26 protein-coding genes and 6 tRNA genes are annotated in these 26363 nt (G+C 65.4%); 11 read left to right on the forward strand and 21 right to left on the reverse strand.

All coding sequences use genetic code 11. The features are described from left to right. Positions 1 to 34: 34 nt before the first annotated feature. From lolD to BKX93_RS05525, 4 genes are all read right to left on the reverse strand, one after another. Positions 35 to 727, reverse strand: a complete 693-nt coding sequence (lolD, locus tag BKX93_RS05510; RefSeq protein ID WP_070979083.1) for a lipoprotein-releasing ABC transporter ATP-binding protein LolD — start codon at positions 725 to 727, stop codon at positions 35 to 37. Beyond that, a complete protein-coding gene (locus tag BKX93_RS05515) occupies positions 720 to 1958 on the reverse strand; it encodes a lipoprotein-releasing ABC transporter permease subunit (protein ID WP_046156560.1) in 1239 nt (412 codons plus the stop codon). Before BKX93_RS05515 ends, lolD begins: the two co-directional genes overlap by 8 nt. A gap of 11 nt (positions 1959 to 1969) precedes the next feature. Further along, a complete protein-coding gene (locus tag BKX93_RS05520) occupies positions 1970 to 2191 on the reverse strand; it encodes a hypothetical protein (protein WP_046156559.1) in 222 nt (73 codons plus the stop codon). A 61-nt stretch (positions 2192 to 2252) separates the two neighbouring features. Further along, the gene (locus BKX93_RS05525; RefSeq protein ID WP_046156558.1) at positions 2253 to 2987 is read right to left on the reverse strand and encodes a C40 family peptidase; all 735 of its coding nucleotides are present in this window, start codon (positions 2985 to 2987) and stop codon (positions 2253 to 2255) included. Between the two features lie 123 nt (positions 2988 to 3110). Here BKX93_RS05525 and BKX93_RS05530 point away from each other — a divergent pair, with 123 nt between their 5' ends. After that, the gene (locus tag BKX93_RS05530; protein ID WP_235429440.1) at positions 3111 to 4730 is read left to right on the forward strand and encodes an ABC1 kinase family protein; all 1620 of its coding nucleotides are present in this window, start codon (positions 3111 to 3113) and stop codon (positions 4728 to 4730) included. 104 nt (positions 4731 to 4834) lie between these two features. After that, positions 4835 to 5797 (forward strand): hypothetical protein, encoded by a 963-nt coding sequence (locus BKX93_RS05535; RefSeq protein ID WP_046167277.1) that lies wholly within the window; start codon positions 4835 to 4837, stop codon positions 5795 to 5797. A gap of 35 nt (positions 5798 to 5832) precedes the next feature. Here BKX93_RS05535 and BKX93_RS05540 read toward each other — a convergent pair whose 3' ends face one another. After that, entirely contained in the window at positions 5833 to 6624 is a 792-nt protein-coding gene (locus BKX93_RS05540) for a transporter substrate-binding domain-containing protein (protein ID WP_070979086.1), read from the reverse strand. Positions 6625 to 6884: 260 nt separating this feature from the next. Between BKX93_RS05540 and BKX93_RS05545 the strand changes: the two genes are divergently transcribed. Continuing rightward, positions 6885 to 7238 (forward strand): DUF2325 domain-containing protein, encoded by a 354-nt coding sequence (locus tag BKX93_RS05545; protein WP_070979088.1) that lies wholly within the window; start codon positions 6885 to 6887, stop codon positions 7236 to 7238. Positions 7239 to 7286: 48 nt separating this feature from the next. On the opposite strand, the gene BKX93_RS05550 is transcribed toward BKX93_RS05545, so the two are convergent. The 9 genes from BKX93_RS05550 to hpnC form a co-directional block, all read right to left on the reverse strand. Further along, on the reverse strand, positions 7287 to 8162 hold the full coding sequence (locus BKX93_RS05550) for a hypothetical protein (protein ID WP_070979089.1): 876 nt from the start codon (positions 8160 to 8162) through the stop codon (positions 7287 to 7289). A 94-nt stretch (positions 8163 to 8256) separates the two neighbouring features. Next, a complete protein-coding gene (locus tag BKX93_RS05555) occupies positions 8257 to 8451 on the reverse strand; it encodes a zf-HC2 domain-containing protein (protein WP_021477627.1) in 195 nt (64 codons plus the stop codon). Beyond that, entirely contained in the window at positions 8448 to 9008 is a 561-nt protein-coding gene (locus tag BKX93_RS05560) for a sigma-70 family RNA polymerase sigma factor (protein ID WP_046156552.1), read from the reverse strand. The genes BKX93_RS05555 and BKX93_RS05560 overlap by 4 nt, the downstream gene beginning before the upstream one ends. Before the next feature lie 4 nt (positions 9009 to 9012). Continuing rightward, positions 9013 to 10374 carry a DNA repair protein RadA gene (gene radA / locus BKX93_RS05565; RefSeq protein WP_021477629.1) on the reverse strand — a complete coding sequence of 454 codons (1362 nt, stop codon included), beginning with the start codon at positions 10372 to 10374 and terminating at the stop codon, positions 9013 to 9015. A 72-nt stretch (positions 10375 to 10446) separates the two neighbouring features. Next, positions 10447 to 10980 carry a hypothetical protein gene (locus BKX93_RS05570; protein ID WP_046156551.1) on the reverse strand — a complete coding sequence of 178 codons (534 nt, stop codon included), beginning with the start codon at positions 10978 to 10980 and terminating at the stop codon, positions 10447 to 10449. Positions 10981 to 10994: 14 nt separating this feature from the next. After that, positions 10995 to 11756 carry an SDR family oxidoreductase gene (locus BKX93_RS05575; protein ID WP_082113677.1) on the reverse strand — a complete coding sequence of 254 codons (762 nt, stop codon included), beginning with the start codon at positions 11754 to 11756 and terminating at the stop codon, positions 10995 to 10997. Next, complete coding sequence (hpnE, locus tag BKX93_RS05580) at positions 11753 to 13024, reverse strand: hydroxysqualene dehydroxylase HpnE (RefSeq protein WP_070979091.1); 1272 nt, start codon at positions 13022 to 13024, stop codon at positions 11753 to 11755. Before hpnE ends, BKX93_RS05575 begins: the two co-directional genes overlap by 4 nt. Further along, a complete protein-coding gene (gene hpnD, locus BKX93_RS05585) occupies positions 13021 to 13866 on the reverse strand; it encodes a presqualene diphosphate synthase HpnD (RefSeq protein WP_046156549.1) in 846 nt (281 codons plus the stop codon). The genes hpnE and hpnD overlap by 4 nt, the downstream gene beginning before the upstream one ends. A 69-nt stretch (positions 13867 to 13935) precedes the next feature. Further along, the gene (gene hpnC / locus BKX93_RS05590) at positions 13936 to 14748 is read right to left on the reverse strand and encodes a squalene synthase HpnC (RefSeq protein WP_070979093.1); all 813 of its coding nucleotides are present in this window, start codon (positions 14746 to 14748) and stop codon (positions 13936 to 13938) included. A 204-nt stretch (positions 14749 to 14952) separates the two neighbouring features. On the opposite strand from hpnC, the gene BKX93_RS05595 reads away from it, so the two are divergent. From BKX93_RS05595 to BKX93_RS05605, 3 genes are all read left to right on the forward strand, one after another. Then, positions 14953 to 15028, forward strand: a tRNA-Ala gene (locus BKX93_RS05595). Between the two features lie 142 nt (positions 15029 to 15170). Next, positions 15171 to 19991 (forward strand): CHASE domain-containing hybrid sensor histidine kinase/response regulator, encoded by a 4821-nt coding sequence (locus tag BKX93_RS05600; protein ID WP_070979095.1) that lies wholly within the window; start codon positions 15171 to 15173, stop codon positions 19989 to 19991. A 1-nt stretch (position 19992) separates the two neighbouring features. Beyond that, positions 19993 to 20919: a diguanylate cyclase domain-containing protein gene (locus BKX93_RS05605; RefSeq protein WP_046167274.1), complete on the forward strand. Its 927-nt coding sequence runs from the start codon at positions 19993 to 19995 to the stop codon at positions 20917 to 20919. 16 nt (positions 20920 to 20935) lie between these two features. On the opposite strand, the gene BKX93_RS05610 is transcribed toward BKX93_RS05605, so the two are convergent. The 3 genes from BKX93_RS05610 to BKX93_RS05620 are packed head-to-tail and all read right to left on the reverse strand — an operon-like array spanning position 20936 to position 23159. After that, positions 20936 to 21703 carry an amino acid ABC transporter ATP-binding protein gene (locus tag BKX93_RS05610; RefSeq protein ID WP_070979096.1) on the reverse strand — a complete coding sequence of 256 codons (768 nt, stop codon included), beginning with the start codon at positions 21701 to 21703 and terminating at the stop codon, positions 20936 to 20938. Next, a complete protein-coding gene (locus BKX93_RS05615) occupies positions 21700 to 22380 on the reverse strand; it encodes an amino acid ABC transporter permease (RefSeq protein WP_046167273.1) in 681 nt (226 codons plus the stop codon). The genes BKX93_RS05610 and BKX93_RS05615 overlap by 4 nt, the downstream gene beginning before the upstream one ends. Before the next feature lie 14 nt (positions 22381 to 22394). After that, a complete protein-coding gene (locus BKX93_RS05620) occupies positions 22395 to 23159 on the reverse strand; it encodes an amino acid ABC transporter substrate-binding protein (protein ID WP_046156544.1) in 765 nt (254 codons plus the stop codon). 302 nt (positions 23160 to 23461) lie between these two features. Here BKX93_RS05620 and BKX93_RS05625 point away from each other — a divergent pair. The 5 genes from BKX93_RS05625 (at position 23462) to BKX93_RS05645 (ending at position 23889) form a co-directional block, all read left to right on the forward strand. Beyond that, positions 23462 to 23537: transfer RNA gene (locus BKX93_RS05625), tRNA-Ala, on the forward strand. 8 nt (positions 23538 to 23545) lie between these two features. Then, positions 23546 to 23621, forward strand: a tRNA-Glu gene (locus BKX93_RS05630). Positions 23622 to 23631: 10 nt separating this feature from the next. Further along, positions 23632 to 23707, forward strand: a tRNA-Ala gene (locus BKX93_RS05635). 19 nt (positions 23708 to 23726) lie between these two features. After that, positions 23727 to 23802: transfer RNA gene (locus tag BKX93_RS05640), tRNA-Glu, on the forward strand. A gap of 11 nt (positions 23803 to 23813) precedes the next feature. After that, positions 23814 to 23889: transfer RNA gene (locus BKX93_RS05645), tRNA-Ala, on the forward strand. Between the two features lie 106 nt (positions 23890 to 23995). On the opposite strand, the gene flgJ is transcribed toward BKX93_RS05645, so the two are convergent. From flgJ to BKX93_RS05665, 4 genes are read right to left on the reverse strand one after another with little or no spacing between them, the layout of a single operon-like run. Beyond that, positions 23996 to 24706, reverse strand: a complete 711-nt coding sequence (gene flgJ, locus BKX93_RS05650) for a flagellar assembly peptidoglycan hydrolase FlgJ (protein WP_046156543.1) — start codon at positions 24704 to 24706, stop codon at positions 23996 to 23998. Next, on the reverse strand, positions 24687 to 25112 hold the full coding sequence (locus tag BKX93_RS05655) for a flagellar protein FlgN (protein WP_046156542.1): 426 nt from the start codon (positions 25110 to 25112) through the stop codon (positions 24687 to 24689). The genes flgJ and BKX93_RS05655 overlap by 20 nt, the downstream gene beginning before the upstream one ends. Next, on the reverse strand, positions 25112 to 25453 hold the full coding sequence (gene flgM, locus BKX93_RS05660; protein WP_082107124.1) for a flagellar biosynthesis anti-sigma factor FlgM: 342 nt from the start codon (positions 25451 to 25453) through the stop codon (positions 25112 to 25114). The genes BKX93_RS05655 and flgM overlap by 1 nt, the downstream gene beginning before the upstream one ends. 40 nt (positions 25454 to 25493) lie before the next feature. Beyond that, on the reverse strand, positions 25494 to 26156 hold the full coding sequence (locus BKX93_RS05665) for a Crp/Fnr family transcriptional regulator (RefSeq protein ID WP_244887246.1): 663 nt from the start codon (positions 26154 to 26156) through the stop codon (positions 25494 to 25496). Positions 26157 to 26363: the final 207 nt, after the last annotated feature.

Here is a 26363-nt window from a genome sequence, read left to right on the forward strand (position 1 = left end):
ACTCCTTGGTCAAAACGCGGCGGGCAAGCCGCCATCAGGCAGAAACGGCATCCGACGCCGCCAGCCGGCCCTCGTTCAGCCGCAGCACCCGCTGGGTGCGGCCGGCCAGTTCCAGGTCGTGGGTGACGATGATCAGGCTGGTGCCCAGCGTGCGGTTCAATTCCAGCATCAGCTCGAACACCTGGCCGGCGGTATGGACGTCCAGATTGCCGGTGGGCTCGTCGGCCAGCAGACAGGCCGGCTGCGTCACCAGCGCGCGGGCGATGGCGGCGCGTTGGCGCTCGCCGCCTGACAACTCGCCCGGCTTATGCTCCAGGCGCTTGCCCAGCCCGACCTTCTCCAGCATTTCGCCGGCGCGGCGGGCGGCTTCGGCCTTGTCCATCCGGCGGATCAACAACGGCATCATCACGTTCTCCAGCGCGGTGAATTCCGGCAGCAGGTGATGGAACTGGTAGACGAAGCCCATCGACTCGTTGCGCAGCCTGCCGCGCTCGGTTTCCGACAGCGTGGACAGGTCGCGGCCCAGCACCTCCACCGCGCCGGAAGTCGGCGTGTCCAGTCCGCCCAGCAGATGCAGCAGCGTGCTTTTGCCGGAGCCGGACGCGCCGACGATGGCCAGGTGCTCGCCCTTGCCAACATCCAGATTCACGTCTGACAGCACGTCCAGCCCCAGCTTGCCTTCCTGGTAGCGTTTGCCGAGCGAGCGGCAGCTCAATACCTTATTCATAGCGCAGGGCCTCCGCCGGTTGGGTGCGCGAGGCGCGCCAGCTGGGATACAGGGTGGCGAACAAGGCCAGCAGCAGTGAAATGATGGTGATGGTGGACACGTCGCCCCACTGCACGTCGGAAGGCAGGTAGTCGATCATGTAGACGTCGCTGGACAGGATCTTGGTGCCGATAATGCGTTCGATCACCGGCACGATCACGTCCAGGTTCAGCGCGATCACCACTCCGCTGGCCACCCCGGCCAGCGTGCCCAGCACGCCGGCCACCGCGCCCTGGATCACGAAGATCTTCATGATGCTGCCGGGCGACGCGCCCAGCGTGCGCAGAATGGCGATGTCGGCCTGCTTGTCGGTCACCACCATCACCAGCGTGGACACCAGGTTGAACGCCGCCACCGCGACGATCAGCGTCAGGATGATGGTCATCATCCGCTTCTCGATCTGCACCGCGCGGAAGTAATTGGCGTTGGTGTCGGTCCAGTCGGTGACCAGCAGTTGCGGCAGTTGCGGCCGCAGCTCGGCCTTCAGCTGCGGTGCCAGCATCGGATCGTCCAGCCGCAGCCGCACGCCGCTGACGGAATCGCCCATCCGCTCCAGCACCTGGGCGTCGCGCAGATTGACCATCGCCAGCGAGGCGTCGAATTCGAACATGTCCACCTTGAAGATGCCCACCACGGTGAACTGCTTGGAGCGCGGCACCATCCCGGCCGGTGTGATATTGCCCTGCGGCGTCATCAGCGTCACCTTGTCGCCGACGCCCACGCCCAGCTGGCGCGCCAGCTCCACGCCCAGCGTCATGCCGAAGCTGCCAGGCTTCAGGTCTTCCAGCTTGCCGGACACCATGTGGCGGCCCACGTCCACCACCTTGTTTTCCAGCGCGGGCTCGATGCCGCGCACCAGGCCGCCGCGCACATTGCCGTAGGCGACGAACAGGCCCTGGCTGCTGACGAAGGGCGCCGCCGCCTGCACATGCGGCTGCTTGACCAGCATCGCCTGCGCGTCGCGCCAGCCGGCGAGGCGGCCGTCGTAGCCGCTGACTTCCAGGTGGGAGGCCACGCTGAGGATGCGGCCGCGGATTTCCTTCTGGAACCCGTTCATCACCGACAGCACGATGATCAGCGCCGCCACGCCGAGGGCGATGCCGACGATGGAAATCAGGGAAATGAAGGAGATGAATCCGTTGCGGCGCTTGGCGCGCAGGTAGCGCAGCCCGATAAAGGCTTCAAATGGCATCTCGGGTTTTCTCACTCGGAACGGTAGGGATTGTCCAGGCTCTGCATCATCGCCACCAGGAAGTCGCGCACCTGCCGCTCCTCGCAGCCCATCAGCACCGCGTCCTCGAACGCGTCCTGGGCCATCTGGGCGATTTCCTCCAGGTTCTCGCGCATCACTTTCAGCTTCTCGACGCAGGCGACGACGTTGCCCTCCGGGTCGCGCCATACCGGTATTTCGATTTTCAATGCCATATTCCTGTTCCTGAAAACACGATGCCCGCGAAAAGCGGGCATCGTCGCTCGGCCGGACCGCTCAGTGCCGGCCCTTTTTCTTCTTGCCGACCGATTTCGCCGCCTTTTGCGCCTTGGCGCCCTTCTTGCCTTTGGGCTCGGCCGCCGCCTTGCATTTCCTGCCTTTGCGGCACTTCGACGCTTCCGGCGCCGCGGACGATTTCGCCGCGCTTTTCACGCTGACGTCATCGGAAGTATCGGCGGCCTGCAAGGCGGTGCTACGATTGACCCTGCGCGCGCCATTGTAACGCGCGGTCCAGTAGCTCTGCGACAGGTTCGACACCTCGATGTTCTTGCCGGTTCGCGGCGCGTGGATGAATTTGTTGTTGCCCATGTAGATGCCGACATGGGAGTAATTGCGGCCCAGGGTGTTGAAGAACACCAGGTCGCCCGGCATCAGTTCGCCGCGACCGACCGACTTGCCCACCCGGGCCATTTCGGCCGCGGTGCGCGGCAGGTTCACCCGCAGCGATTTCTGGAACACGTAACGAATGAAGCCGCTGCAGTCCAGGCCGTCGTCCGGCGTGTTGCCGCCGAAGCGATAGGCGACGCCCAAGAGGCTCATCGCTTGCAAAAGCAAGTCGCCCACCGCATCCTCTTGCGGAGCGGCGTACTTGGAGATGGGATCGTCCGATTTGTCCGTCGCCGAACTGTCGGCGGCGGCCTTCCCCTCGGTCGGGGCCTTGTCTGGCGCGGCCTGGGCAAAAACCATGAAGCCCGCCAGCGCCAGCGCTGATAAGCGGAGTTGCAATTTCATAGGCCGCACTCTATCGGACGGGACCGGTAGTGTAAAGCCAAGCGGGACGGCGAAAAGCACATGATTCGGGAAACCTTGATTGCAATGCGGGACTTACCGCGGTTAAGAGAAATCAGCGGAATTTTGATCCGTCATGGACTGGGAGAGTTCGCTCAGCGGCTGAAGTTGCCGCGCGCGATGGAAAAGGCCGGAGAATGGCTGAACCTGTCGCTGCCGGAGAACGAATCCGGCCAGCCGACGGCGGTTAGGGTGAGGCTGGCGTTCGAGGAGCTGGGCCCCACTTTCATCAAGCTGGGCCAGATCCTGTCCACCCGCGTGGACGTGTTCCCCCCTGACTGGATAGACGAATTCGAGAAGCTGCAGAACCGGGTGCCGCCGCTGCCGCCGGCCATGGTGCGCAAGCTGATAGTCGACGCGCTGGGCGCCGAGGCCGACCAGCTATTCGCCGAATTCGACATGCAACCGATAGGGGCCGCGTCCATCGCCCAAGTCCACCGGGCGCGCCTGCAGGACGGCAGCGAGGTGGCGGTGAAGCTGCGCCGGCCCGGCATCGCCGACAAGGTGGAGGCCGACCTGCGCATCCTCGCCCATCTGGCCCACCTTCTGGAGCTGGAGTTTCCCGAGCTGCGCCGCTACCAGCCGTCCGGCATCGTCGCCCAGTTCTCGCGCTCGCTGCGCCGCGAGCTGGACCTGGCGATCGAGGCGCGCAATATGGAGCGCTTCGCCCGGGACTTCATCGACGACCCCTTCGTCGAAGTGCCGAGGGTGCATTGGGAATACACCAATGCCGCGGTCAACGTGCAGAGCTACGTTGACGGCGTGCCGGCCAGCGATCTCGCCCGACTGCGCGGCAGCGGCCTGGACCCGGTGCTGCTGGCCCAGCGCGGCGCCGACGCGGTATTGAAGATGATCCTGGTCAACGGCTTCTTCCACGCCGACCCCCACCCCGGCAACGTGTTCTTCCTGGCCGAGCATCGCATCGCCTTCATCGATTTCGGCATGGTCGGCCGCATCAGCCACGTGCGGCGCGACGAAATCGTCGACCTGCTGTCGGCGGTGGCCGAGCGCAACGAGCACGGCATCATCGACGTGCTGGTCGAGTGGACCGGCAACACCCCGGTGGACATGCCGAAATTCGCCGACGAGGTCGGCGAATTCATGTTCCAGTACGAACACGTGCCGCTGAAGGGGCTGAACATCAGCCAATTGATCGGCGACATCATGGCGCTGATCCGCAATCACGGCATCGTGCTGCCGCCGGACATGGCGATGCTGTTCAAGGCGCTGGTGACGCTGGAGGGCCTGGGCCGGCAGCTGAACCCGGAATTCCAGCTGGTCGCCCACATCACCCCCTTCGTCAAGGAGCTGATCGTCGCCCGCTACCACCCGGCGGCGCTGCTCAAACGCGGCCGCCAGTCGCTGTCCGAAGGGCTGGAGATGATAGCCGGCCTGCCGCGCGACCTGGTCCGCATCGGCCGCGACATGCGCCACGGCAAGTTCCGCGTCAACCTGGACCTGCAGCGGCTGGACAGCTTCGGCAAGCAGCTGGACCGCAGCAGCAACCGGCTGACCATGGGCATCGTCACCGGCTGCCTGATCATAGGCTCGTCGATCGTGATGACCGTCAACGCCGGTCCCAAGCTGTTCGGCCTGCCCTTCTTCGGCTTCTTCGGCTTCATGCTGGCGCTGTTCAACAGCGTGTGGCTGGTCTGGTCGATCTGGCGCTCGGGCAAGGACTTATAACCGCTGGTACGAGCATCGGAACCATTGGCAATACGGGGAACTGCGGCATCAAGTCGGGCGGAGGCGGGTCGATAGCGAGGGGGTACACCTTAAGGGACGCCGCCATGAAAATCGCCTCCGCCACCGTCAGCCTTGGCAGCAGCGTCAGCCAGAGCCAATCCCTCAGCGTCACCCAGACCCTCTCCGTGACTTCCCCGCAGCCGAGCTCCGCCGACAACGTGCAGCTGAGCAGCCAGGCGACGCAGGCCAGCCTGCTGGACCAGCTGAGCTCCGACAAGGACGCGGTCTACAGCCTGATCGAGGCGATACTGGAAAAGGCTTTCGGCGTCCATTTCAAGCTGCTGCGCCTGTTCCCGCTCCGGCCGGAGAATTCGCAGCTCTCCGCCATCCCCGACCCCGCCGTCAGCGCGCAGCAGGACATCGACTACCAGCAACAGCAGCAGCTGAGCTTCACCGCCAACGGCCAGATCACCACCCAGGACGGCAGGCAGCTGCAATTCTCGCTGAACATGCAGATGCAGAGCAGCTACCAATACCACAGCAGCCAGAGCTACCAGTCCGGCGGCAAGAAAAGCTGCGATCCGCTGATGGTCAATCTGGGCGGCGCCGCCGGCAGCCTGGATGGCGCCAGCGTCAGCTTCGATCTGCAGAACAACGGCCAGATGGTGAATCTGCCCTTCTCCAGCCAAGGCGGCTGGCTGGCTCTGGACAAGAACGGCGACGGCAAGATCAATGACGGCAGCGAGCTGTTCGGGCCTCAGTCCGGCAATGGCTTCGCCGACCTGGCCAAGCTGGACAGCAACCACGACGGCGTGATCGACGAAAGCGATCCCGCCTTCGCCCAGCTCAAGATCTGGGCCGGCCGCGGCAGCGACGGCAAGGATCAGCTGAGTTCGCTGAAAGATGCCGGCATCGGCGCCATCCTGCTGCCCAGCGTGGACGCGCCGCTGACGATGCGCGCCAATTCAAGCGACGCCGACCCGCAGGCGCAGATGCGGCGCGCCGGCGTATTCGTCAAGGAGGATGGCCAGGCCGGCATGATCAGCCAGTTGGACATCTACGGCTGAACTCGGCCAGAAGACGGCGTCCCCAGGCCGGCCGCCTACTGCGGCCGGCTGACGATGTCGGCCTTGAACCACTTGCGCGACAGCGTCTGCAAGGTGCCATCGCGCTGCAGGTGGCCTATCGCCCGGTTCACCGCCGCCAGCAACTGCGGACTGCCTTTGCGCAGCACCACGCAGGCGTCTTCGCGCGCCAGCATGCGGCCGGCGGGCGCCAGCTCGCCCTGCGTTTTCTGCGCCAGGTTGAAAGCCGCCAGCCGGTTGATCACGATGGCGTCCACCTCGCCGCGGCGCAGGCCGTCGTATTTCGTCGGATCGTCCGGGTAACGATGGATGTGGGCCTGCGGCGCGTTGTCGCGCAGCCATTGCTCGTAATTGGTGCCCGCGCTGACGCCGACATGGGCGCCGGCCAGATCCCCGGCGCCATGGAAGCGCGGCAAATCCGGCTTGCGCACCACCAGCTGCAACCCGGAGTAAGTGTAGGGAATGGAAAATTCGAAGCGCTTCCTGCGTTCCGGCGTCGCCACCACCTGGTTGATCACCACATCCATCCGGCCAGCCGCCAGATTGTCCAGCATATGATCCCAAACCATGGTCTGAAAACGCGCCGCCACGCCCATCTGCGCGGCCAGCGCCCGGCCGAAGTCCACCTCGAAGCCCTGCAACTGGCCGCTCGCCAATTGGCTATAGGGCGGATAGGTGCCTTCCAGACCGATCTGCAACGCGCCGTCGCGCCGAATGCGCGCCCACTCTTCGCCGCCCGCTAGCGCCGGAATCTGCGGCAATAGCAACAGCGCGCAAAGCGCCCATCCTTTCCAACCGGCCAAAGTCATATCGCCTCCCGCTCCGCCGCCGCACTGGCACTAAGGGCAAAAACCATTCCTTACACCATAGGCGATGGCCGTCCGGCGGCCAGGCCAAATCCGTAAAAAATCCTTTCCACGCAATGCTTTGCGCCATGGCTTCCACTCCAGGCATGGCCAGACGGAATCGGATCATTCGGTAGCGGTGGAAAAAAGACCTTGAAAAACAGGATTGACTCTGCGAATGATAATTATTATCATTTTCAAAACTCACACAGGAGAACGTCACGATGAACGCCATGCTGGTTGGAGCCGACACCCTGGGCAACATCCCCGACGTGCTGCAGAACTACGGCATCACCATTCACCGCCACCTGAGCGGCCGCAACAGCTCGCATCAACGCAAGGTGGACCGCCTGCCCGCCGGCACCGACCTGCTGATCCTGTTCACCGATTTTCTCGGCCACAACGTGATGCGCCATTTCCGCGAACTGGCGGCCGAACAACAGATCCGCTTCATCGCCTGTCGGCGTTCGGTCTGCGCCCTCAAGCAATCGCTGACCGGCGCCGGCATGTGCGAGCAGCCTTGCGCCGCTTGCCCGCAACGCAGCGGCGGCGACAAGCCGATCAAACGCAAGCGTTGAAGCGTCTGTTTCAGCAAGATTTTTCTCTAAGCTCTTACCTTTGTAGCTTCACGAGCCGGCCACAGCCGGCTCTCTTTTTGCCCGCCGCGCGCAGTCGTCGAACCACGGACGCAGATCTGAATCGAACGAGGCCGCCAACGCCTGCGCCTCGGCACAAGCCGCTTCCGCCTCAGCCTGGCGGCCCGATCCGCCCAGCGCCCGCGCCCTCTCCAGCAACAGGAAAGCGCGGTCCACCTCCTCCTCGCCATTGGCCGCGATCAAGGCCAGCCCCGCGTCGGCGGCCAGCAAGCCATCCGGCCAGCGCTCGAAACGGTTAGCCGTCAGCGCCAGCAGGTATTCCGCCCGCTCGTGGTTGACCCAGTTTCCCGCCCTGCCCCATAGCAGCCTGGCGATCCGCGCGCCACTGAACAGCGTCTCCTCGCAGAACGGATCTCGAACATCAAGCTCGTTTCTGTCCAGGAAGGCCGACACGATATTGTTGACCAGCGCCGCCAGCACGGCATCGGTCTCGCCAGCCTCGCCCAGCTCCAAAGCCGCCTGCAGGACAGCGAACTCGGTCAGCGATTCCCGCAGCGGGGCGCCGCCCAACGCGCCGAGCAGCACCCCAAGCCGGATCGCGAGGCGGGCGCCGTCGGCGCTCGCGCCTCCCGCCAGGCATTGCCGCTCCAGGCGCCAGGCCGCCAAAGCGTCGCCGGCCAGCGTGGCGGCCACCACGCAATGGCGCAGCAGCGCCGGACCGGCATCGGCCAGCGGCATCGCCTTCAACAGGGCCCAGGCGCCCCGCCAGTCGCCCCTTTTTTCGCCCAGCAAGTGGTTGGCCAGCCAAGCCGCTCTCGAGAGCGAAGCGGCGGGGAGGCCCGGAGAGGCGAGCAAGGCGGGCAATTGCGCGATCGCCTCGTCCGGGCGGTCGTCATGGGTTCGCATCAATGCATCGAGAACAGCAATCGCAGACATGAAAAAAGCCTTTCCAAAAAAGAAAGGCCCAGTGTCTCCAGCGCGCGCAAAAATGTCAAAAGCATTAATCGCCGGGCGCGTCATCTCCCCTGCCCGCCCGGCGCGCGGCGTCCCGCAGCGCATCCAGCTGCCGCGAAAACTGCCGGCAGTTGCCGCACAGCGCCAAATGCATTCTCAGCTTGAGCAACTCCCCCATGCCCAGCGGGCGGTCCATCCCAATGGATATCAGCCGGCTGGCCGCGCGGCAACTCAACTTCATCGCTCGTCCTCCCGGCTCCAGCGTATTGAAAAACATTCGCGCAGGCTCATCCGCGCGCGGTACAGCAGCACTGAACAGTTAGTCGCGGTGATCTCTAGATTGTTACAAATGTCGGCGATCTCCATCCCCATCACCTCGCGCATCGCGAACACCATCGCGGTGCGGCGCGGCATCACCTTGGAACACTCCTCGAACACCTGCCAGAACTGCTTGGAAACCAACTGCGACTCCGGCCCGCTCCAGGCGCGCATCGGCTCGCGCCAATGCCCATCCTGGGTGAACAAGCCGTCGAAATCGCTATCGTCGCACTCATCCTCCAGCGATTCGAACAGCTTTTCCTTGCCCTTGCGGCGCAAGGCGTCGATCAGTTTGAAACGCAAAATGGAGGTGAGCCAGGTGCGCAGGGTCGACTTGCCCGAAAAATTATCCCGCGACTCCAGCGCCGCCAGCAGCGTCTCCTGCACCGCCTCCTCTGCGGCGTCGCGCTCGCGCAGCTGCGCCAGCGCGTAACGCAGCAGATAAGGACGTTCCTGCTCTATCGCTTGCGGATCCACCATGCCGCTACTCCCTGCAGTATTCCACCGCCTGGTCCAGGCGGTCCACGGCCAATACCTTCAGGCCCTCGATTTCCTGGCGCGGCTTGTTGGCGCTGGGCACGATGGCGCGGGTGAAGCCCAGCTTGGCGGCTTCCTTCAGCCGTTCCTGCCCGCGCGTCACCGGCCGCACCTCGCCGGCCAGGCCCACCTCGCCGAACACCACCAGCTTCTCCGGCAGCGCCTTGTTGCGCAAGGACGAAACCATGGCCAGGATGATGGCCAGGTCGGCCGCCGGTTCGTTGATCTTGACGCCGCCCACCGCGTTGAGGAACACGTCCTGATCGAAGCAGGCCACGCCGCCGTGGCGGTGCAGCACCGCCAGCAGCATCGCCAGCCGGTTCTGCTCCAGGCCGACGGTGAGGCGCTTGGGCTGGAAGCCGTGGCAATCGTCCACCAGCGCCTGGATCTCCACCAGCAGCGGCCGCGTGCCTTCCTGCGTCACCAGCACGCAGGATCCGGCGACGTCATCCCGGTACGATGAGAGGAAGATGGCCGACGGGTTGGACACGCCCTTCAGGCCGCGATCGGTCATCGCGAACACGCCCAGCTCATTGACCGCGCCGAAGCGGTTCTTGATCGCGCGTATCATCCGGTAGCTGGAATGGGAATCGCCCTCGAAATACAGCACGGTATCCACCATGTGCTCCAGCACGCGCGGACCGGCCAGCGAGCCTTCCTTGGTGACGTGGCCGACCAATAGCACGGTGATGCCGCTCTGCTTGGCCATCCGCGTCAGCTGCGCCGCGCATTCGCGCACCTGCGACACCGAGCCCGGCGCCGAAGTCACCTGCTCGGTGTACAGCGTCTGGATCGAGTCGATCACCACCACCTCGGGCTGTTCGCGCTTCAGCGTGGCCAGGATGTTTTCGATGCAGATCTCGGCCAGCAGGTCGACGCTGCTGGTATCCAGCGCCAGTCTTGAGGCGCGCAGCGCGATCTGCTGCGCCGATTCCTCGCCGGACACGTACAGCACCTTGCGGTTCTGGCCGATCTGCGACAGCGCCTGCAACAGCAGCGTGGACTTGCCGATGCCGGGGTCGCCGCCGATCAGCACCACCGCGCCGCGGACGATGCCGCCGCCCAGCACCCGGTCCAGTTCGTCGATGCCGGACGGATCGCGCGGGGTTTCCTCGGTTTGCACCTCGGACAGCTTCTGCACCTTGGTGACGTTGGCCGCCCACGACTGGAAGCGCGGACCGGCCGCGGCCGGCGCGGCCACCGCCTCTGTCAGCGTGTTCCAGGCATTGCAATGCGGGCACTGGCCCTGCCACTTGGGCGATTGTCCGCCGCACTCGGTGCAGCTGAATACGGTTTTGTTCTTGGCCATCAGGGAAGGATTCAGGGTGAATCAAAGGCGGAAGGATAGCAGGACGGCGCGAAACCGGCAGTCAAAAACGCTTCAGCCCGGGCTGCGGCCCGGGTCGGACTTGTTCAGTTGCTGGATGATGTTGAGCAGGCGCTTCTGATCCTCGGGCGGCGCCGACGATGAATGCTTGGCCGGCTGGCCGTTGCGTATCGCGCGCATCACCGCCGCCACCTGGGGATCGTTCTTGGCGGCGCGGTCGGCCTCTTCGCTGCTCATCAGATCGGGCAGACCGGTCTGCCCGGCCGAAGAGGTGGAGCCGCTGGCCGCGCGCTTGCCGGCCACCGCCGGCGTCGGGCCGGAAGCCGGCTGCGCCGCGGCTTCGGGCAACGGCTCCATCGTTTCCAGCTTGTTCTTGGCCATATACTCGTTCATCTCGCGCCAGCCGGCGTAGATGAAGGCCTTGTCCGCGCTCGGATTGCGCTGGTAGCACTCCTCCAGCGAGCGGCCGGTCTGGCGGCAGGCCGCGCCTATCGCCTTGTCCGAATCCTTGCTCAGCCCGGTCACGCTGTTCACATAGTTGCAGCCGCCCAGCAGCAGCGCGCAGGCCAACAACAGCAGTCTCTTCATGCCCTCTCCCCGTTTCAGCCGCGCGGCTTGCGCAGGTCGAGCTCCACCACTTCCCCGCTGCGGCCGCGGCTGTCGCCGCCCAGCCAGTACAGGAAATGCGGCATCAGATCGGCCAGATCGGCGCGCTCGCTCTTGTCCTCGCCCGGATGGGTGCGGTTGCGCTGCGGCGAATTGACCGGCCCCGGCAGCAACAGATTGACGCGTAGATTGGGCAGCATCTCCCACTCGTCGGCCGCCACCTTGGTCAGGTACGGCAAACCGGCGTTGGACGCGCCGAAACCGCCCCAGTAGGCCGCCGGATGCAGCGCGTGATGTTCGCCGACGAACAGTACCGACGCGTCCGGCGCGTCCTTCAGCAGCGGCAGGCAGGCGCGGGTCAGCGCGAACGGCGCCACGGTGTTGATCCGGTACTGGTTCATCCATTCTTCTATGGTCTGGTTGCTCAGCGGCGACAATGCGTAGAAATGCGAGGCGCAATGCACGATGCCGTCCAGACGATCGAATTCGCGCTTGATGGTCAGCGCCAGCTGGTTGAATTCGTTCTCGCCCGCGTTCAGCAAGTCCAGCGGCACCGCCGCCGGCTCCGGCCCGCCGGCCGCCACGATTTCATCGTAGACCTTCTCCAGCCCCTTGACGCTGCGCGAGAGCAGCACCACGGTGGCGCCGTGGCGGGCGAAGGCCAGCGCGGCTTCGCGCCCCACGCCCTGGGAGGCGCCGGTGATCAGGATCACGCGCCCTGCCAGCGCGTCTTGGGCAAACTCGGTCTTCATCGTCATGGTTCTATTCCTAAGTCCTGCAATGCGGCTGCCGCCGCGGCCACGCCGCTGCGCGCCGCCCCCTCGAGCGTCGCCGGATAATCGGGATGCGCCCAATCCCCGGCCAGATAGATTCCTCTTTGCGCCGTCCGCGCCGTCGGCCGCTCCAGGCCGACTTCGCTGGCGAACGTCGCCCGCTTTTCCACGATCACGCGGCTGCGCGCCGGTTCGGGCAGATGCGGCGCCAGCCGGCGCGCGTCGGCCAGCGCCCTGGCGACCAGTTCCTCGGCGTCCGGCAGCGCCGTCGGCGCGCTGAGCACCGCCGCCACCAGGCCGGCCTCCCCTGCCAGCGCCTCGCGATCGAACAGCCAGTCCATGCCGCCGCCGCTGACGCCCATCATCGGCGCCGGCAGCCGCGGCGAAACGTCGAAACTCAGGTAGACGGTGGCGATCGGCCAGTAGCGGTAGGCCTCCAGCGCCACGCGCAATTTCGGATCATCCAGCAGTTCCGCCGCATGGTAGGGCGCGACGGCGCTTATCACCGCATCATACCTCTCATCGTCCACTTGCGGACCATCCTGAAGCGGGGCGATCCGCCGCGCCCGGCATCCGGCGCGCAGATCCGCGCCCTTCTCCGCCAGCCAGCGCCAGGCCGGATCGGGAAACAGCGCCGACAGCCCGGCGGCCGGCAGCAGCAGGTCGCTGTCCGCGCGCCGCGCGCCCAGACTGTCGCGCAGCGTCGCGGCCAGCACGCGCATCGACGCCCGCTCCGGCGGCGTGTTCAGCGCCGACAACACCATCGGCCGCCAGAAATCGTCGCGCAGCCTGCGGCTCTGGCCTTGCTCCGCCAGCCATTCGGCCACGCTGCAATCGCGCGCCAGCCGGTAGCCGCCGCGCCGCAAGCCGTCCAGCGCGCGCGCCAGCAGCCATTTGTCGCGCCAGCCCAGGCCGCGCGCCGCCAGCAATCCCGCGGCCAGATGCAGCGGCGCCGGCAGGCGCGGGCAGTCCAGGCTCAGGCCCCCTTCCCGCCGCCACTGCAGCGGCTGGCGCAGCAGCAAGCGGTCGGGATCGGCGCCGACCGTCCGCATCAGGCGCAGGCATTCTGCATAAGCGCCGAGCAGAATGTGCTGACCATTGTCAAACCTGTCTTCCGCGCGCCCGATGCAGCGCGCGCGGCCGCCGGGCTCCCGCCCGGCCTCGTAGACGGTGACATCGGCATGGCCGGCCAGCTCCACCGCCGCGGCGAGCCCGGCCCAGCCGGCGCCCACCACCGCCACCCTGGGTTTCACGGCTTGTAGCCGAAGGTCCAGGTTTTCCAGGCCAGCCACAGCTTGCGGCCGGTTCCCAGCGACAGGCGCTGGTTCAACACCTTGGCTGGGCCATCCTGCTGGATTTCCCGCAGCGTGGCGCGGTAGATGGCCGCCATCAGGAGGCCCGGACGCTGCGATTTGCGATCCGCCGCCGGCAGCAGTTCCCAGGCCTTGCGGTAATGCTCGTGCGCGCGTTCGATCTGGAATGCCATCAGCGACTTGAAGGCGTCGCTTTCCTCGAAATGCAGAATATCCATCGCCGGACAGTTGAAGCGCTGCAGCTCCTCCATCGGCAGATAGATGCGGTCGCGCCGCGCGTCCTCGCCGACGTCGCGGATGATGTTGGTCAGCTGGAAGGCGACGCCCAGCTCATGCGCGTACTCCAGCGTGCGCTCGTCGGTGTAGCCGAAGATGCGCGCCGCAAGCTTGCCCACCACGCCTGCCACCCGGTGGCAATACAGCAGCAGGTCCTGGAAGCGCTGGTAGCGCACCATGCTCAGGTCCATCTCCATGCCGTCGACGATTTCTTCCAGCTCCGACTGCGGCAGGTGGAAAGCTTCAAGATGCGGCAGCAGCGCGCGCATCACGGGGTGATCCACCTCGCCGCGGTAGGCCCGCTGCACCTGGCCGCGCCACCAGGCCAGCTTGGCCTGGGCCACGCTCAGGTCGTGGCATTCGTCCACCGCGTCATCCACCTCGCGGCAAAACGCGTACAGCGCGGTGATCGCCCGCCGCCGCGCTTCCGGCAGGAAGCGGAAGCTGTAGTAGAAACTGGAACCGCTGGCCGCGGCCTTGTCTTCGCAATACTGATCGGGCGTCACGCGCCTCTCCCCTACTGTCGCCGGCCCGTCTTGGGACCGGATGCATTCCATCCATGGCGCGGCGCCGGCTCATTTTGCCCGGCACGCCCGCCACATCATATATATCCAATCGCCAGCGCCCAGCTTGGGACGCTGCCCGAATACGTCGCCGCCGGACGCGTGCAGCTTGTGCAGAATGCGGTCGCCGCCCATCACGATCAGCCTCAACTCCAGCCCCAGCCTGCCGCGCAGCGTTCTGCCCAGCGGCGCGCCGGCCTGCAGCATCTTGCGAGTCCGCTCCACCTGGTACAGCATCAATGCCCGCCACTGGGCGTCGAAACGGCCGGCGGCGATCTGCGCCTCGTCCACGCCGAAGCGGGCCAGATCCTCCTGCGGCAGGTAAACCCTGCCCTTGCCCCAGTCCAGCGCCGCATCCTGCCAGAAATTGATCAGTTGCAAGGCGGTGCAGATGCCGTCGGACTGCGCCAGGCTGCGCGCGTCGGACTCGCCGTACAGCGCCAGCATCAGCCGGCCGACCGGGTTGGCGGAGCGGCGGCAGTAGTCGACCAGCTCGGCGAAATTCTGGTAACGAGTCTTGGCCACGTCCTGGCGGAAGGCGGATAACAGATCGCGGAACGGCTGCAATGGCAAGTCGTGCGCGGCGATGGCCGCCGCCAGCGGCGCCATCAGTTCGATTCTCGTCGGCTCGCCCGCCGCGATGCGGTCCAGGTCGGCCTCCAGGCGGTCCAGCTCGGCCAAGCGTTCGGCGGGACTGGCTTCGCCCTCGTCGGCCACGTCGTCCGCATAGCGGGCGAAATGGTAGATGGCGTGGACCGCGCGCCGCATCTTGCGCGGCAGCAGCAGCGAACCCACCGGGAAATTCTCGTAGTGGCCGACCGACATCGCGCCCTCCTGCGTATCCGGGCCGCCGATTATACCCGACGCCTCCTCGCAGCGTCCTGCCCGCTGACAATGCCATGCCCGCATGTCCTGAGCCATGCCGACAGCGCCATCGCGGCAATTTTCACTTTTTGCACGGCAAGGTATTTACAAGCCCAAAAGACACGCATAGAATGCTCAGCACTGTGAACGCAGCGATGGACCAACGGGGGTATAGCTCAGCTGGGAGAGCGCTTGCATGGCATGCAAGAGGTCAGCGGTTCGATCCCGCTTATCTCCACCAACCTTCTGCTTCACAACGAAATCAGCCCGCGCATGCGGGCTTTTTTCATTCCCCTTCCGCTGCAAACTCCCTCGACGCAACTATCATAAAATGGTCCGGCCCCGCCTGCCGATATCATTCCATCGTTGCGACGACAGCCACCATGACGAGAAAGCCCTACACTTCCTCCGCCATCCGCTGGGCGGCAGTTACGCTGCTGCTGGGCCTGTCGCTGACGGCGCTCGCCTGCCTATACATCGATCGGCGCAATGCCGAAACGCTGCAACAGGCCGCTAATCGCCAGGCCCAAAGCGCGCTCGACGCAATCGTCGAACGCTTGCAGCGCTACGAATACGGCCTGCGCGGCGCCCGCGGCGCGTTCATCGCCGCCGGCCCCGCCGGACTCAACCGGGAAATCTTCCACCGCTATGCCCAAAGCCGCGAACCGGACCGGGAATTCCCCGGCGCTCGCGGTTTCGGCATCATCCGCCGCGTGGCCGACGCCGAACTGCCGCGCTTCCTGTCCGCCATGAAAACCGGCGGCAGCCCCGGCTTCAAGCTGCGCCAGTTCAGCCGCTACCACGGCGAACACGCCATCATCCAGTTCATCGAGCCGGCATCCGGCAATGGCGCGGCCATCGGCCTCGACATCAACTCAGACCCAACCCGGCGGGCCGCGACCCAGGAGACCGTGGACAGCGGCGGAGCCCGGCTGTCGGAACCCATCACGCTGCTGCAGGCGACGCCGCTGCGCGGCCAGGGCTTTCTGCTGCTGTTGCCGATCTACCGCGGCATCGCCGTGCCGGCCGACGTGAACGAGCGCCGCCGTCAGATCACCGGCTGGAGCTACGCGCCGCTGGCGATGCCGGAAGTTCTCGCCGGACTGAACCTGCCGCGCCAGGAAGGCTGGATCGAACTAAGCGATACGAGCAACCCGGCGCGTCCGGCACGCTTTTTCCGCAGCCGGAGCGGCGCCGCGTCGGCCGATGCCGCCATCGCCACCCAGAGCGCCCCGCTGTTCGGCCGCGTCTGGCGGCTGGACTTCCATGCCGACCCCGCCTTTACCGAAGCGCTGCGCCTACCCAACCCCCGGCTGATCGCGCTGGCCGGCCTGCTGGCCAGCCTGGCCGGAGCGGCGCTGGCCTATGCTTGGCGCAGCAACGCGCTATCGCGCCGCAAACTGCAGGACACCCGCGAAGACTTGGCCGCCATCGTCGAAAGCTCGATCGACGCGATCATAGGCAAGACGCTGAGCGGCGTGGTCATCAGCTGGAACAAGGGGGCGCAGCAAATGTTCGGCTACGCCGCCGACGAAGCCGTCGGCCAATCGCTGCTGAGGCTGATCGTGCCTGAGGACAGGCAGGCCGAGGAACAGGACATCCTCACCCGAATCGCCCGCGGCGAGCGCATCGCCCATTTTCAGACCACTCGCCGCCGCAAGGACGGCAGCCAGCTAGAGGTGGCGGTTTCCGTAGCCCCCATTTACGGCGATGACGGCAAGGTGACCGGGGCCGCCAAAACCGTGCGCGACATCACCCGGCAAAAGGAAATGGAAGCGGAGCTGCACGCGCTGAACACCAGCCTGGAAGCACAAGTGGCCGAGCGCACCAGACAGCTGGAAACCGCGCGCCGCGACCTGCGCACCGTGCTGGACGGCGTGCCGTCGATGATAGGCTACTGGGACAAGGAACTGATCAACCGGGTGGCCAACCACGCCTACCACGCCTGGTTCCACCGGGAGCCGGACACCCTGCCCGGCACCCGGCTGCCGGAACTGCTGGGCGAGGAGTCGTTCGCGATCAGCCGCCCCCATGTGGAAGCCGCGCTGGCGGGCCGCCCGCAAAGCTTCGAACGCACGCTGGAAGGCCTGGACGGCGAATTGCGCCACACGCTGGTCCACTATCTGCCCGACAAGGAAAACGGCGAGGTCCGCGGCTTCTACTCGGTGGTACACGACGTCACCGAGCTGGTGGACGGGCGCACCCGGCTCGCCGCCGCGCTGCGCGAGAACGAGGCGCTGCTCGGCATCATCAACGAACAGCTGCAGTACTCGGAAATCGATGCCACCGGCCGCTTCCTGGAGGTGAACGAGCGCTTCTGCGAAGTGAACGGCTACGCGCGCGGCGAGCTGATCGGCCGCAACCACCTCTTGCTGACCGGCGACCTGCAGGACCAGGCCTTCTGGCGCGCGCTGAAAAAGACGCTGCGGCACGGCGAAGCCTGGCACGGAGAAATCTGCAACCGCGCCCGGGACGGCAGCCTGCGCTGGTCAGACACCGTGATCGCCCCGCTGCACGATGGCGCCGGCGCCATCGAGCGGGTGATCGCGCTGCGGATCGACACCACCCGCCGCCGGCTGATAGACGCCGAAATCAATCGACTGAGCCTGCTGCTGTCCAATGTGCTGAGCGCCGCATCCGAAGTCTCCATCATCGCCACCGACCGGGACGGCCTGATTACCGTGTTCAACGCCGGCGCCGAGCAGATGCTGGGCTACACGCAGCAGGAAATGGTAGGCATTCATACGCCGGCCCGCTTCCACCTGGAAAGCGAAGTCGCCGACAGAAGCCGCGAACTCAGCGAACAGTTCGGCAAGGACATCTCCGGCTTCAGGGCTTTCGTCCACATGCCGGAGATCTTCGGCGCGGAAACCCGCGAATGGACCTATGCGCGCAAGGACGGCAGCCATGTTTCCGTCTCGCTGGTCGTGACGGCGATGCGCGAGACGGGAGGCGGCATCAGCGGCTACGTCGGCATCGCCACCGACATCACCGAACGCCAGCGCTCGGAAACCCGGCTGCTGCAGGCCAAACAGCTGGCAGAGCAAGCCAGCCAAGCCAAGAGCCGTTTCCTCGCCAACATGAGCCACGAGATCCGCACCCCGCTGAACGCCGTGCTGGGGCTGCTGCAGCTGATGCGGCACACCGCGCTGGACGGCCGCCAGCTGGACTACGTGACCAAAACCCAGACCGCGGCCAAATCGCTGCTAGGCCTGCTCAACGACATCCTCGACTTTTCCAAGATAGAAGCCGGCAAGCTGCAGCTGGACCGCCACCCTTTCCAGTTGGACAACCTGTTGCGCGACCTGGGCATCATCCTGTCCGGCAACCGCGGCGACAAGGAAGTGGAGACGGTGTTCGAGATCGATCCGGCCCTGCCCTCCGCCATCGTCGGCGACCGGCTGCGATTGCAGCAGATACTGATCAACCTGGCCGGCAACGCGATGAAGTTCACCGAGCGCGGCCAAGTGATCGTCAGCGTCGCCCTGATCCGCGAGCAAGAACGGCAGGCCGCGCTGCGCTTCTCGGTCAGCGACACCGGCATCGGCATAGAGGCGGAGCAGCTGGGCCGCATCTTTGACGGCTTCACCCAGGCGGAAGCCTCCACCGCGCGCCGATTCGGCGGCACCGGGCTGGGCCTGGCCATCAGCCAGCGGCTGGTCAGGATAATGGGCGGCCAACTGACGGCGCAGAGCGCGCCGGGCCGCGGCAGCCGCTTCAGTTTCGAGATCGAACTGGAAACCGCGGATGCCGCGCCGCTGGTCGCCGCAGACGCCGCATTGCCGCAGAACCTGCGCGCGCTGATCGTGGACGACAATCCGCTGACGGGGGAAGTGCTTGGCCGCACACTGGAGACAGCCGGCTGGCGCGCCGATTACGCCGCCAGCGGCGCCGAGGCCGTGCGCATGGCAGAAGCCGGCCAGCGCTACGACGTGGCGCTGATGGACTGGAAGATGCCCGGCATGGACGGCGTGGAGGCCGCGTCGCGCATCCGGGCCGCCGTTTCCACGCCGCCGGTGGTGATCATGCTCACCGCTTTCGGCCGCGAGGTGCTGTCCGAGATCGCCGACAGCGGCGACCCGCCGTTCGCCGACTTTCTCACCAAGCCGGTGACGCCGCAGCAGTTGCTGGACGCGGTGCGCCGCAACCTGCTGGGAGAACGCGCCCCGCCGCCTTCGCCGGCCATCCGCCAGCGCCTGGGCGGCATGCGGCTGCTGCTGGTGGAAGACAATGCTCTGAATCGGCAGGTCGCCTCCGAACTGCTCAGCGCCGAAGGCGCCAGGGTGGAACTGGCCGAAGGCGGGCTGGCCGGCGTCGAGCTGGCCACCGCCGCCGACGCCGACTACGACGTGGTGATCATGGACATGCAGATGCCTGACATTGACGGCCTGGAAGCCACCCGCCGCATTCGCGCCGGCGGATGCGGCACGCCCATCCTGGCCATGACCGCCAACGCCACGCTCGCCGACCGCGCCGACTGCCTGGCCGCCGGCATGAACGACCACATCGGCAAGCCGATCGACATCGACCAGCTCGCGTCGCGGCTGCTGGCGTTGTCCGGCCGCGCCCCCGACTCGGCGCCGGCGGCGCCCGAAACCTGCCCGCCTTGCGACATCGAGCCGGAAGAACAGGTATTGCAACGCTTCGGCCAGCATGCGGGCGCCATGCGCGCGGCGCTGCGACAGTTCCGGACGGAAGCGCATCGGCTCGCCGCCGTTTTGCGCCAACAGCTGGAAAGCGGCGATACCGCCCAAGGCGCCGCGACGCTTCACGCGCTGAAAGGCATCGCCGCCACCGTCGGCGCGGCGGCGCTGGCCCGGCAGGCCGGCGAGCTGGAGCAACGCGCCAGGCAGTCCGATGGCAGCGAGCTGGATGCCGAGGCCTGGCGCGGCGCCGCCGAGACGCTGCAGCGGCTGGTGGCCGAAAGCGTGGCCAAGCTGGACGGCCGCCTGCCGGCGGTGCCATCCGCAGCGCCCGCCGAAACGCCGCCATTGACGCCGCAAGAGTGGAAAGAACGCCTGCTCGAGATACTGCCCTTGCTGGAAAGCGGCAACCTCGCCGCCATCGACCTGGCCATGGCGTTGCCGCCGCTGGCCGGCGGACACATTCGGCAGCAGGTGGAAAGCCTGGCGGAACAAGTGGGGCGCCTGCAATTCGCCCCCGCCGCCCAGATCGTCAAAACCCTGATCGGGAGCGAACCCTGACATGGACCTGCCGCTGAACGAACTGCCCAGCCACGCCCGGCCGCGCATCCTGGTCGTGGACGACCAGACCACCAATATCCTGCTGATACGGGAGCTGTTCAAAGATGAATGCGAAGTCTTCATGGCGCTGGACGGCGAGCAGGCGATTGCCCAGTGCCTGTCGCTGAAGCCCGACCTGATCCTGCTGGACCTGGTGATGCCGGGCATCGACGGCTTCGAGGTGTGCCGCAGGCTGAAAACCGATCCGCACACCCGCTCGGTGCCGATCATATTCGTCTCGGCGCAGCGCGAGGAGGCGGATGAAGTGCGCAGCTTCGAACTAGGCGGCGTCGACTACATCGTCAAGCCGGTCAACCGCACCATATTGCGCGCCCGGGTTCAGACCCATCTGGCGCTTAAATTCCAGACCGACCTGCTCAGCTCGATCGCGCTGCAGGACGGCCTGACCGGCGTGGCCAACCGCCGCAAGTTCGACGAAGCGCTGCAATCCGACTGGCTGCAATGCGCCCGGCAGCAGCAGCCCGTCTCCCTGCTGATGCTGGATGTCGACCATTTCAAGCGCTTCAACGACCATTACGGCCACCAGGCCGGAGATGACTGCCTGCGCCGGGTGGCCCAGGCGATACGCTTGTCGCTGCGCAGGCCCAGGGACCTGGCGGCGCGCTACGGCGGCGAAGAGTTCGCCTGCCTGCTGCCGGAGACGGCGCTCGATGGCGCCGCCCGCCTGGCCGAAGAGATTCTGCAGGCCATCCGCGCGCTCGACATCGCGCACGAGACATCCGACGCCGGGCCGGCGGTTACGGCCAGCATAGGCGTCGCAGCCATCGTCCCGGACGGCTCGACCCCGCCGCAAACGCTGATCGAGGCCGCCGATCGACAGCTGTACCAGGCCAAGCGCGCCGGCCGCGCGCGCGTCAGCGCCGGCTGAATCGCCGGCCGGCGGATCAGATCTGCACCAGATCCCTGGCGCCGGCCGTCAGCGTGGACACATACTCCGCCGTGCGCGCCTCGCGCGGCGCGCCGAATATCTGCGCGGCGGAGCCCGCCTCGACCACGCGGCCGTTTTCCAGAAACACCACGTCCCGGGCGACGCTGGAGGCCAGACGCAGATCATGCGTGGCCATCAGCATGGTGACGCCGTCGGCGGCCAGCTGGCGCAACACCGCCACCACTTCCGCGGCCAGTTCCGGGTCCAGCGCCGACGTCGGCTCGTCGCACAGCAAGAGCTGCGGCGATGGCGCCAGCGCGCGGGCGATCGCCACGCGCTGCTGCTGGCCGCCGGACAGCGTGGACGGCCAGGCGTCGGCCTTGTGCGCCATGCCCACCTTGTCCAGCAGCTCCCGCGCCCGCACCTCCGCCTTGTCGCGCGGCCAGCGCTGAACGGTCAACAGTCCTTCCATCACGTTCTGCAGCACAGTCTGGTGCGGAAACAGCTGGAAGCTCTGGAACACCATGCCGGTGACGCGGCGCACGCGCAGGATGGCGTCGCGGGGCAACTTCCTGCCGGGCTCGAAACGCAAGGTCTCGCCGGCCAGCTGCAGTTCGCCGGCATCCGGCGTCTCCAGCAGATTGGCGCAGCGCAGCAGCGTGCTCTTGCCGCTGCCGGACGGACCGATCAGCGCGGTGACGCCGCCCTCGGCCAGCTCCAGGCCGACATCGTGCAGCACGGTCTGCCCGCCGAAGGATTTGACGATACGGCTCAGCTTGATCATGACGCGGCCCCTACCGGCGCCACGTGCCGGTCAAAACGTTTTTCCAACCGTTCCTGCAGCCAGGTCAATACGGTGCTCAACAACAGATAGATCAGCGCGGTCTCCAGATACAACAGCAGCGGCTCGTAGGTGGTGGCCGCGATGCGCTGCGCCGCCTGGAACATTTCCGGCACCGTCAGCACCGCCGCCAGCGAAGTGTCCTTCACCAGCGAGATGAAGGAGTTGGCCAGCGGCGGCACAGCCACCCTGCCCGCCTGCGGCAGGATGGTGCGGCGCATCGCCTGCGACCAGCTCATGCCCAGCGAGTACGCCGCCTCCCACTGGGCCTTCGGCACCGACGAAATCGCCGCGCGTATCACTTCCGAGGTGTAGGCGCCTACGCTGAGCACGAAGCCGAGCAGCGCCGCCGGAAACGGATCGAACACGATGCCGACCCGCGGCAGACCGTAAAAGATCACGAACAGCTGCACCAAGAGCGGCGTGCCGCGCACCAGCCAGGAATAGCCGCGCACCAGCAAAACCAGCGGGCGCGGCCCGAACAGCCGGATCAAGGCTACCGCCAGGCCCAGCGCCAGGCCGCCGGCGAAGGACAGCAGCGTCAGCGGCACGGTGAACACCATGCCGGCATACAAAAGGGATGGCAGCGAATCCGCCATCAACTGCAACCACGGGGGCATTGCCGCTCCTCAACTCAGCGCGACACGTCGGCGCCGAAATACTTGTGCGAAATCTTCTGATAGGTGCCGTCGGCCTTGATCGAGGCCAGCGCCTTGTCGATGGCGGCCTTCAGCTCCGGATTGCCCTTGCGCAGCAGCACGCCGGACGCATCGCCGTTCGCCTCGGTGGCTGCCACCTTCAGGCGGGACTTGGGCTGCTTCTTCTTGAAGTCGAGGAAGGACAGGCTGTCGTTGATGGTGGTTTCCACCCGGCCGGACTCCAGCAGCGCGACCGATTCGTTGAAGCCCTGGGTCGGCACGATCTCGGCGCCGTAGCGTTGCGCCAGCTTGCCGAAGTTGCTGGTCAGGGTGTTGGCCGACTTGCGGCCCTTCAAATCTTCGAAACGCTTGATGTCGCGGTTGTCGTCGCGGACGATCAGCACCGCCTTGGACACGATATAGGGCGCGGAGAAATCGTACTTGACCTTGCGCGCGTCGGTGATCGCCACTTCGTTGATCACCACATCGTAACGCTTGACGTCCAGACCGGCGATCAGGCCGTCCCACTTGCCTTCGACGAATTGCGGCTTGACGCCCAGCTTGGCGGCGATCGCCTGGGCGATCTCCACGTCAAAGCCGGTCAGGCCGCCCGCGGCGTCATGATAGGTGAAGGGCGCGTAAGTGCCTTCGGTGCCGATCTTCAGCACGCCGGTCTTGCGGATGTCGGCCAGATCGTCGGCATGGGCCGCGGAGCCTGCCGCGGCGAGGATCAGAGCGAAAGCTGCGTTCAGTTTCTTCATTGTCCATTCTCCAGAATATCGTTCCTCCAGCCTGGATTCGGCCGGGCATGGCGACACCATAGCAGTCGAAAATTAGAACGCTAAGTAATATTATTTTACTTTGTTATTCTTAAAATACATATCAATGCGCCATCAGCCTCGCCTTAGCGTACCCAGTAACAGCCATGTTAATCAAAATAGATAAATTATGCGTTTTTTCAAAATATTTTCACAAAGAGCTTGCATGGGGAATTTGCTGCATGTATAGTTCGCCTCCTGTCGAGACCGAACGGTCCCGCGAATAGCGAAATCGGCGGATATGTGGGGGTATAGCTCAGTTGGGAGAGCGCTTGCATGGCATGCAAGAGGTCAGCGGTTCGATCCCGCTTACCTCCACCAAAAATTTAGTCCCTATCGTCTAGAGGCCTAGGACACTGCCCTTTCACGGCGGCGACCGGGGTTCGAATCCCCGTGGGGACGCCAAGCATCATCTGGGGGTATAGCTCAGCTGGGAGAGCGCTTGCATGGCATGCAAGAGGTCAGCGGTTCGATCCCGCTTATCTCCACCAAACTACAATTAGGCATTACGTCCCTATCGTCTAGAGGCCTAGGACACTGCCCTTTCACGGCGGCGACCGGGGTTCGAATCCCCGTGGGGACGCCAAAGCATCATCTGGGGGTATAGCTCAGCTGGGAGAGCGCTTGCATGGCATGCAAGAGGTCAGCGGTTCGATCCCGCTTATCTCCACCAATCAAAAAGCCGAAATCTTACGATTTCGGCTTTTTCCTTTTTATTTTCCAAAAATCTGCATAAATGAAAATTGGCGCCCTTGGCGCCAATCTCTTTTCCCTAGGACTCAACGGATGCTCTTGCGGAACTGCCCCGCCAGACCCGCCAGCTTGCCGGCATAATCGGGATCGGTCGCATAGCCGCCGCGCGCCAAAGCCTCGGCGAAAGCCTTCGCGTCGCCGCCGACGCCCAGCGCCGCGCGATAGCGCGGATTCGACGCCAAGAGATCGGCGTAATCGTTGAACGCCGCGCGATAATCGGGATAGGCGCGGAACGGCTCCACCCTGCTCTGCTTCTGGCCGTGAATGAACTCCGTGGTCAGCGCCGTCGCCACCTCCCCGCCCCAACGCGCGTCGGCCTTGATGCCGAACAGGTTATGGCTGTTGCCGCCGTCGCTGCGCGTCAGCGGCTTGCGCCCCCAGCCCGACTCCAGCGCCGCGTGAGCGAGCACCAGATCCGGCGTCACGCCCAGACGCGCCGCAGCTGCCTGCGCGTGCGGCAGCATTTCCTCGACGAAACCCTGCCGATCCCGCGGCACCGCGGAAAAATCGGCCGCGCCGGCGCGCAGTTGCTGCTGAACGCGCCACGCTTCCGGCGACAACTGCTGAGCCGAGCCCGACTCGCCGCCGGCGATGAAACGCTCCACTTCGGCGCGAACGCCGGCGAACTGCTCGGAAAAACCCGCGCCCTCCGACGGCAGGCTCAACGACAGAGCCACCGCGTCCGACGAAACGGCCCCGCCGGCGGACTGCCAGGACTCACTGCGCTGCGTAAACATCGCTCTCGCCCTCCAGCACGCGCTGCAACAGCTGCCTGCGCTCCTGCAGCAGCTGGCCATTGCGCAGATTGCGTTCGCGGCAATCCGCGATCAGCGCGCGCAAACGCCGCCAATGCGCGTCGCCCTGCTCTCGCATGGCCTGCGGCAAAACCTTCAGCACTTCAGCCATCGATCGCTCCGTCCCCGGCGGCAGCAACGACGCAACCAATTCCAGACGCTCGCGGCGGCTGCGTTCCAGCTTGTCGCACAATGCGGCGATTTCGCCGGCGCACCGATCCAGCTCAGCCGCGTCATGCGCCAGCGCGGCGCGGAACTGCCGCTCCAGCAAGGCGTTCAGACGCGGATAGTCGGCGAGGTCCTCGCCCACGGTGGCGAATAATCGACGATAGCGCTGTTTTCTATCCATCAGCGGCCGCCGTGGTACTGCTCGATCAAGCCTGCCAGGCGCCGGGCATCGAAACGAACTTCGCCCCTGGCCAGCGCGGCGCGCACCGCCTCCACCTTGGACTGGTCGATCTCGGGCATCGCTTGCAGGGAGGCCGCCAGCGGCGCCTCGGCGCTTGCAACCGACGAAATCGCGCGAGGAGCCGCGTCGGCCGCCGACGCGGTTTCGAACTTGCCCGCCGCGGCTTTTTCGCCGCGCCAGGTGGAAAGAGAGGAGATCTGCATCTGTCTGCCTAGCAACTGTATGGATGTGATACCAATACAGGGCGACCCGCGGCCGCCAAACTTAAACCTTGAAAACAAAAAACCGCGCGACTCGGTGTCGCGCGGCCTCTCCGCCGGATTAGAAATTCTCCGGCAACATCTTCAGCACCACGATGCGCCTGTTCTCCAGGCGAATGTAATGGCCGTAGACCAATTCTTTAAGGATACGCGCCACCATCTCGCGGGAGGAGCCGATCTGGTCGGCGATTTCCTGCTGGGTCAGTTGCTTGCGCAATATCAGCACGCCGTCCTGTTCGATCAACATCTGATTGATCAGGATGCGCACCCGGCCGTAAACATCCAGCAAGGCTAGGTTGCGCGCCAACGTGGTCATGTGGCGCACCAGAGAAACCAGGTAGCGCATGATGCTGCAGCGAACCCTGTCGCAACCGGGCAAGCCATCCTCGCTGTCGAACACCTGCCTGAGCGTTTCCCGCGTAAACCGCAGCAACACGCTGTCCTCGTCCGCCACCACATTGTTGCCGCGCTCGCCGCAGTCGACAAACGACTCCATGCCCAGCAACTGGCCCGGCATGACCATCTGCAGCACATACTTCTTGCCACTGGGCTCAGACACATAAACCTGCATGCATCCATCCAACAGCAGCCCTACGGAATCGGATTCATCTCCCTCCTCGTAAAGGGACTCGCCCTTCGCCAGACGCACCGCTTCGGAACATTCCACGACATGATCCAACGCCCCGTCTTCCAAATGGCCAAACAGCGGCGTCTGCCGCAACATCTGCCTAACTTGCTCTTGATTCATCTCGGTAACACGTCCCCGACTACCAGCACCCGGACCTCGAAGGCACGGACATGCCTTAGTCATTATTTATTGTTTGCGATATGAGAAGTGGCTCATATGCCTGACATTGTTATCAACACTGTGTTAATTGTAAATAATTTGATTAAAATTTATGTGAAAAACACACAATAAAAAAGCCTTGCA

It is taken from the genome of Chromobacterium vaccinii (assembly GCF_001855275.1).
GTDB lineage: Bacteria > Pseudomonadota > Gammaproteobacteria > Burkholderiales > Chromobacteriaceae > Chromobacterium > Chromobacterium vaccinii.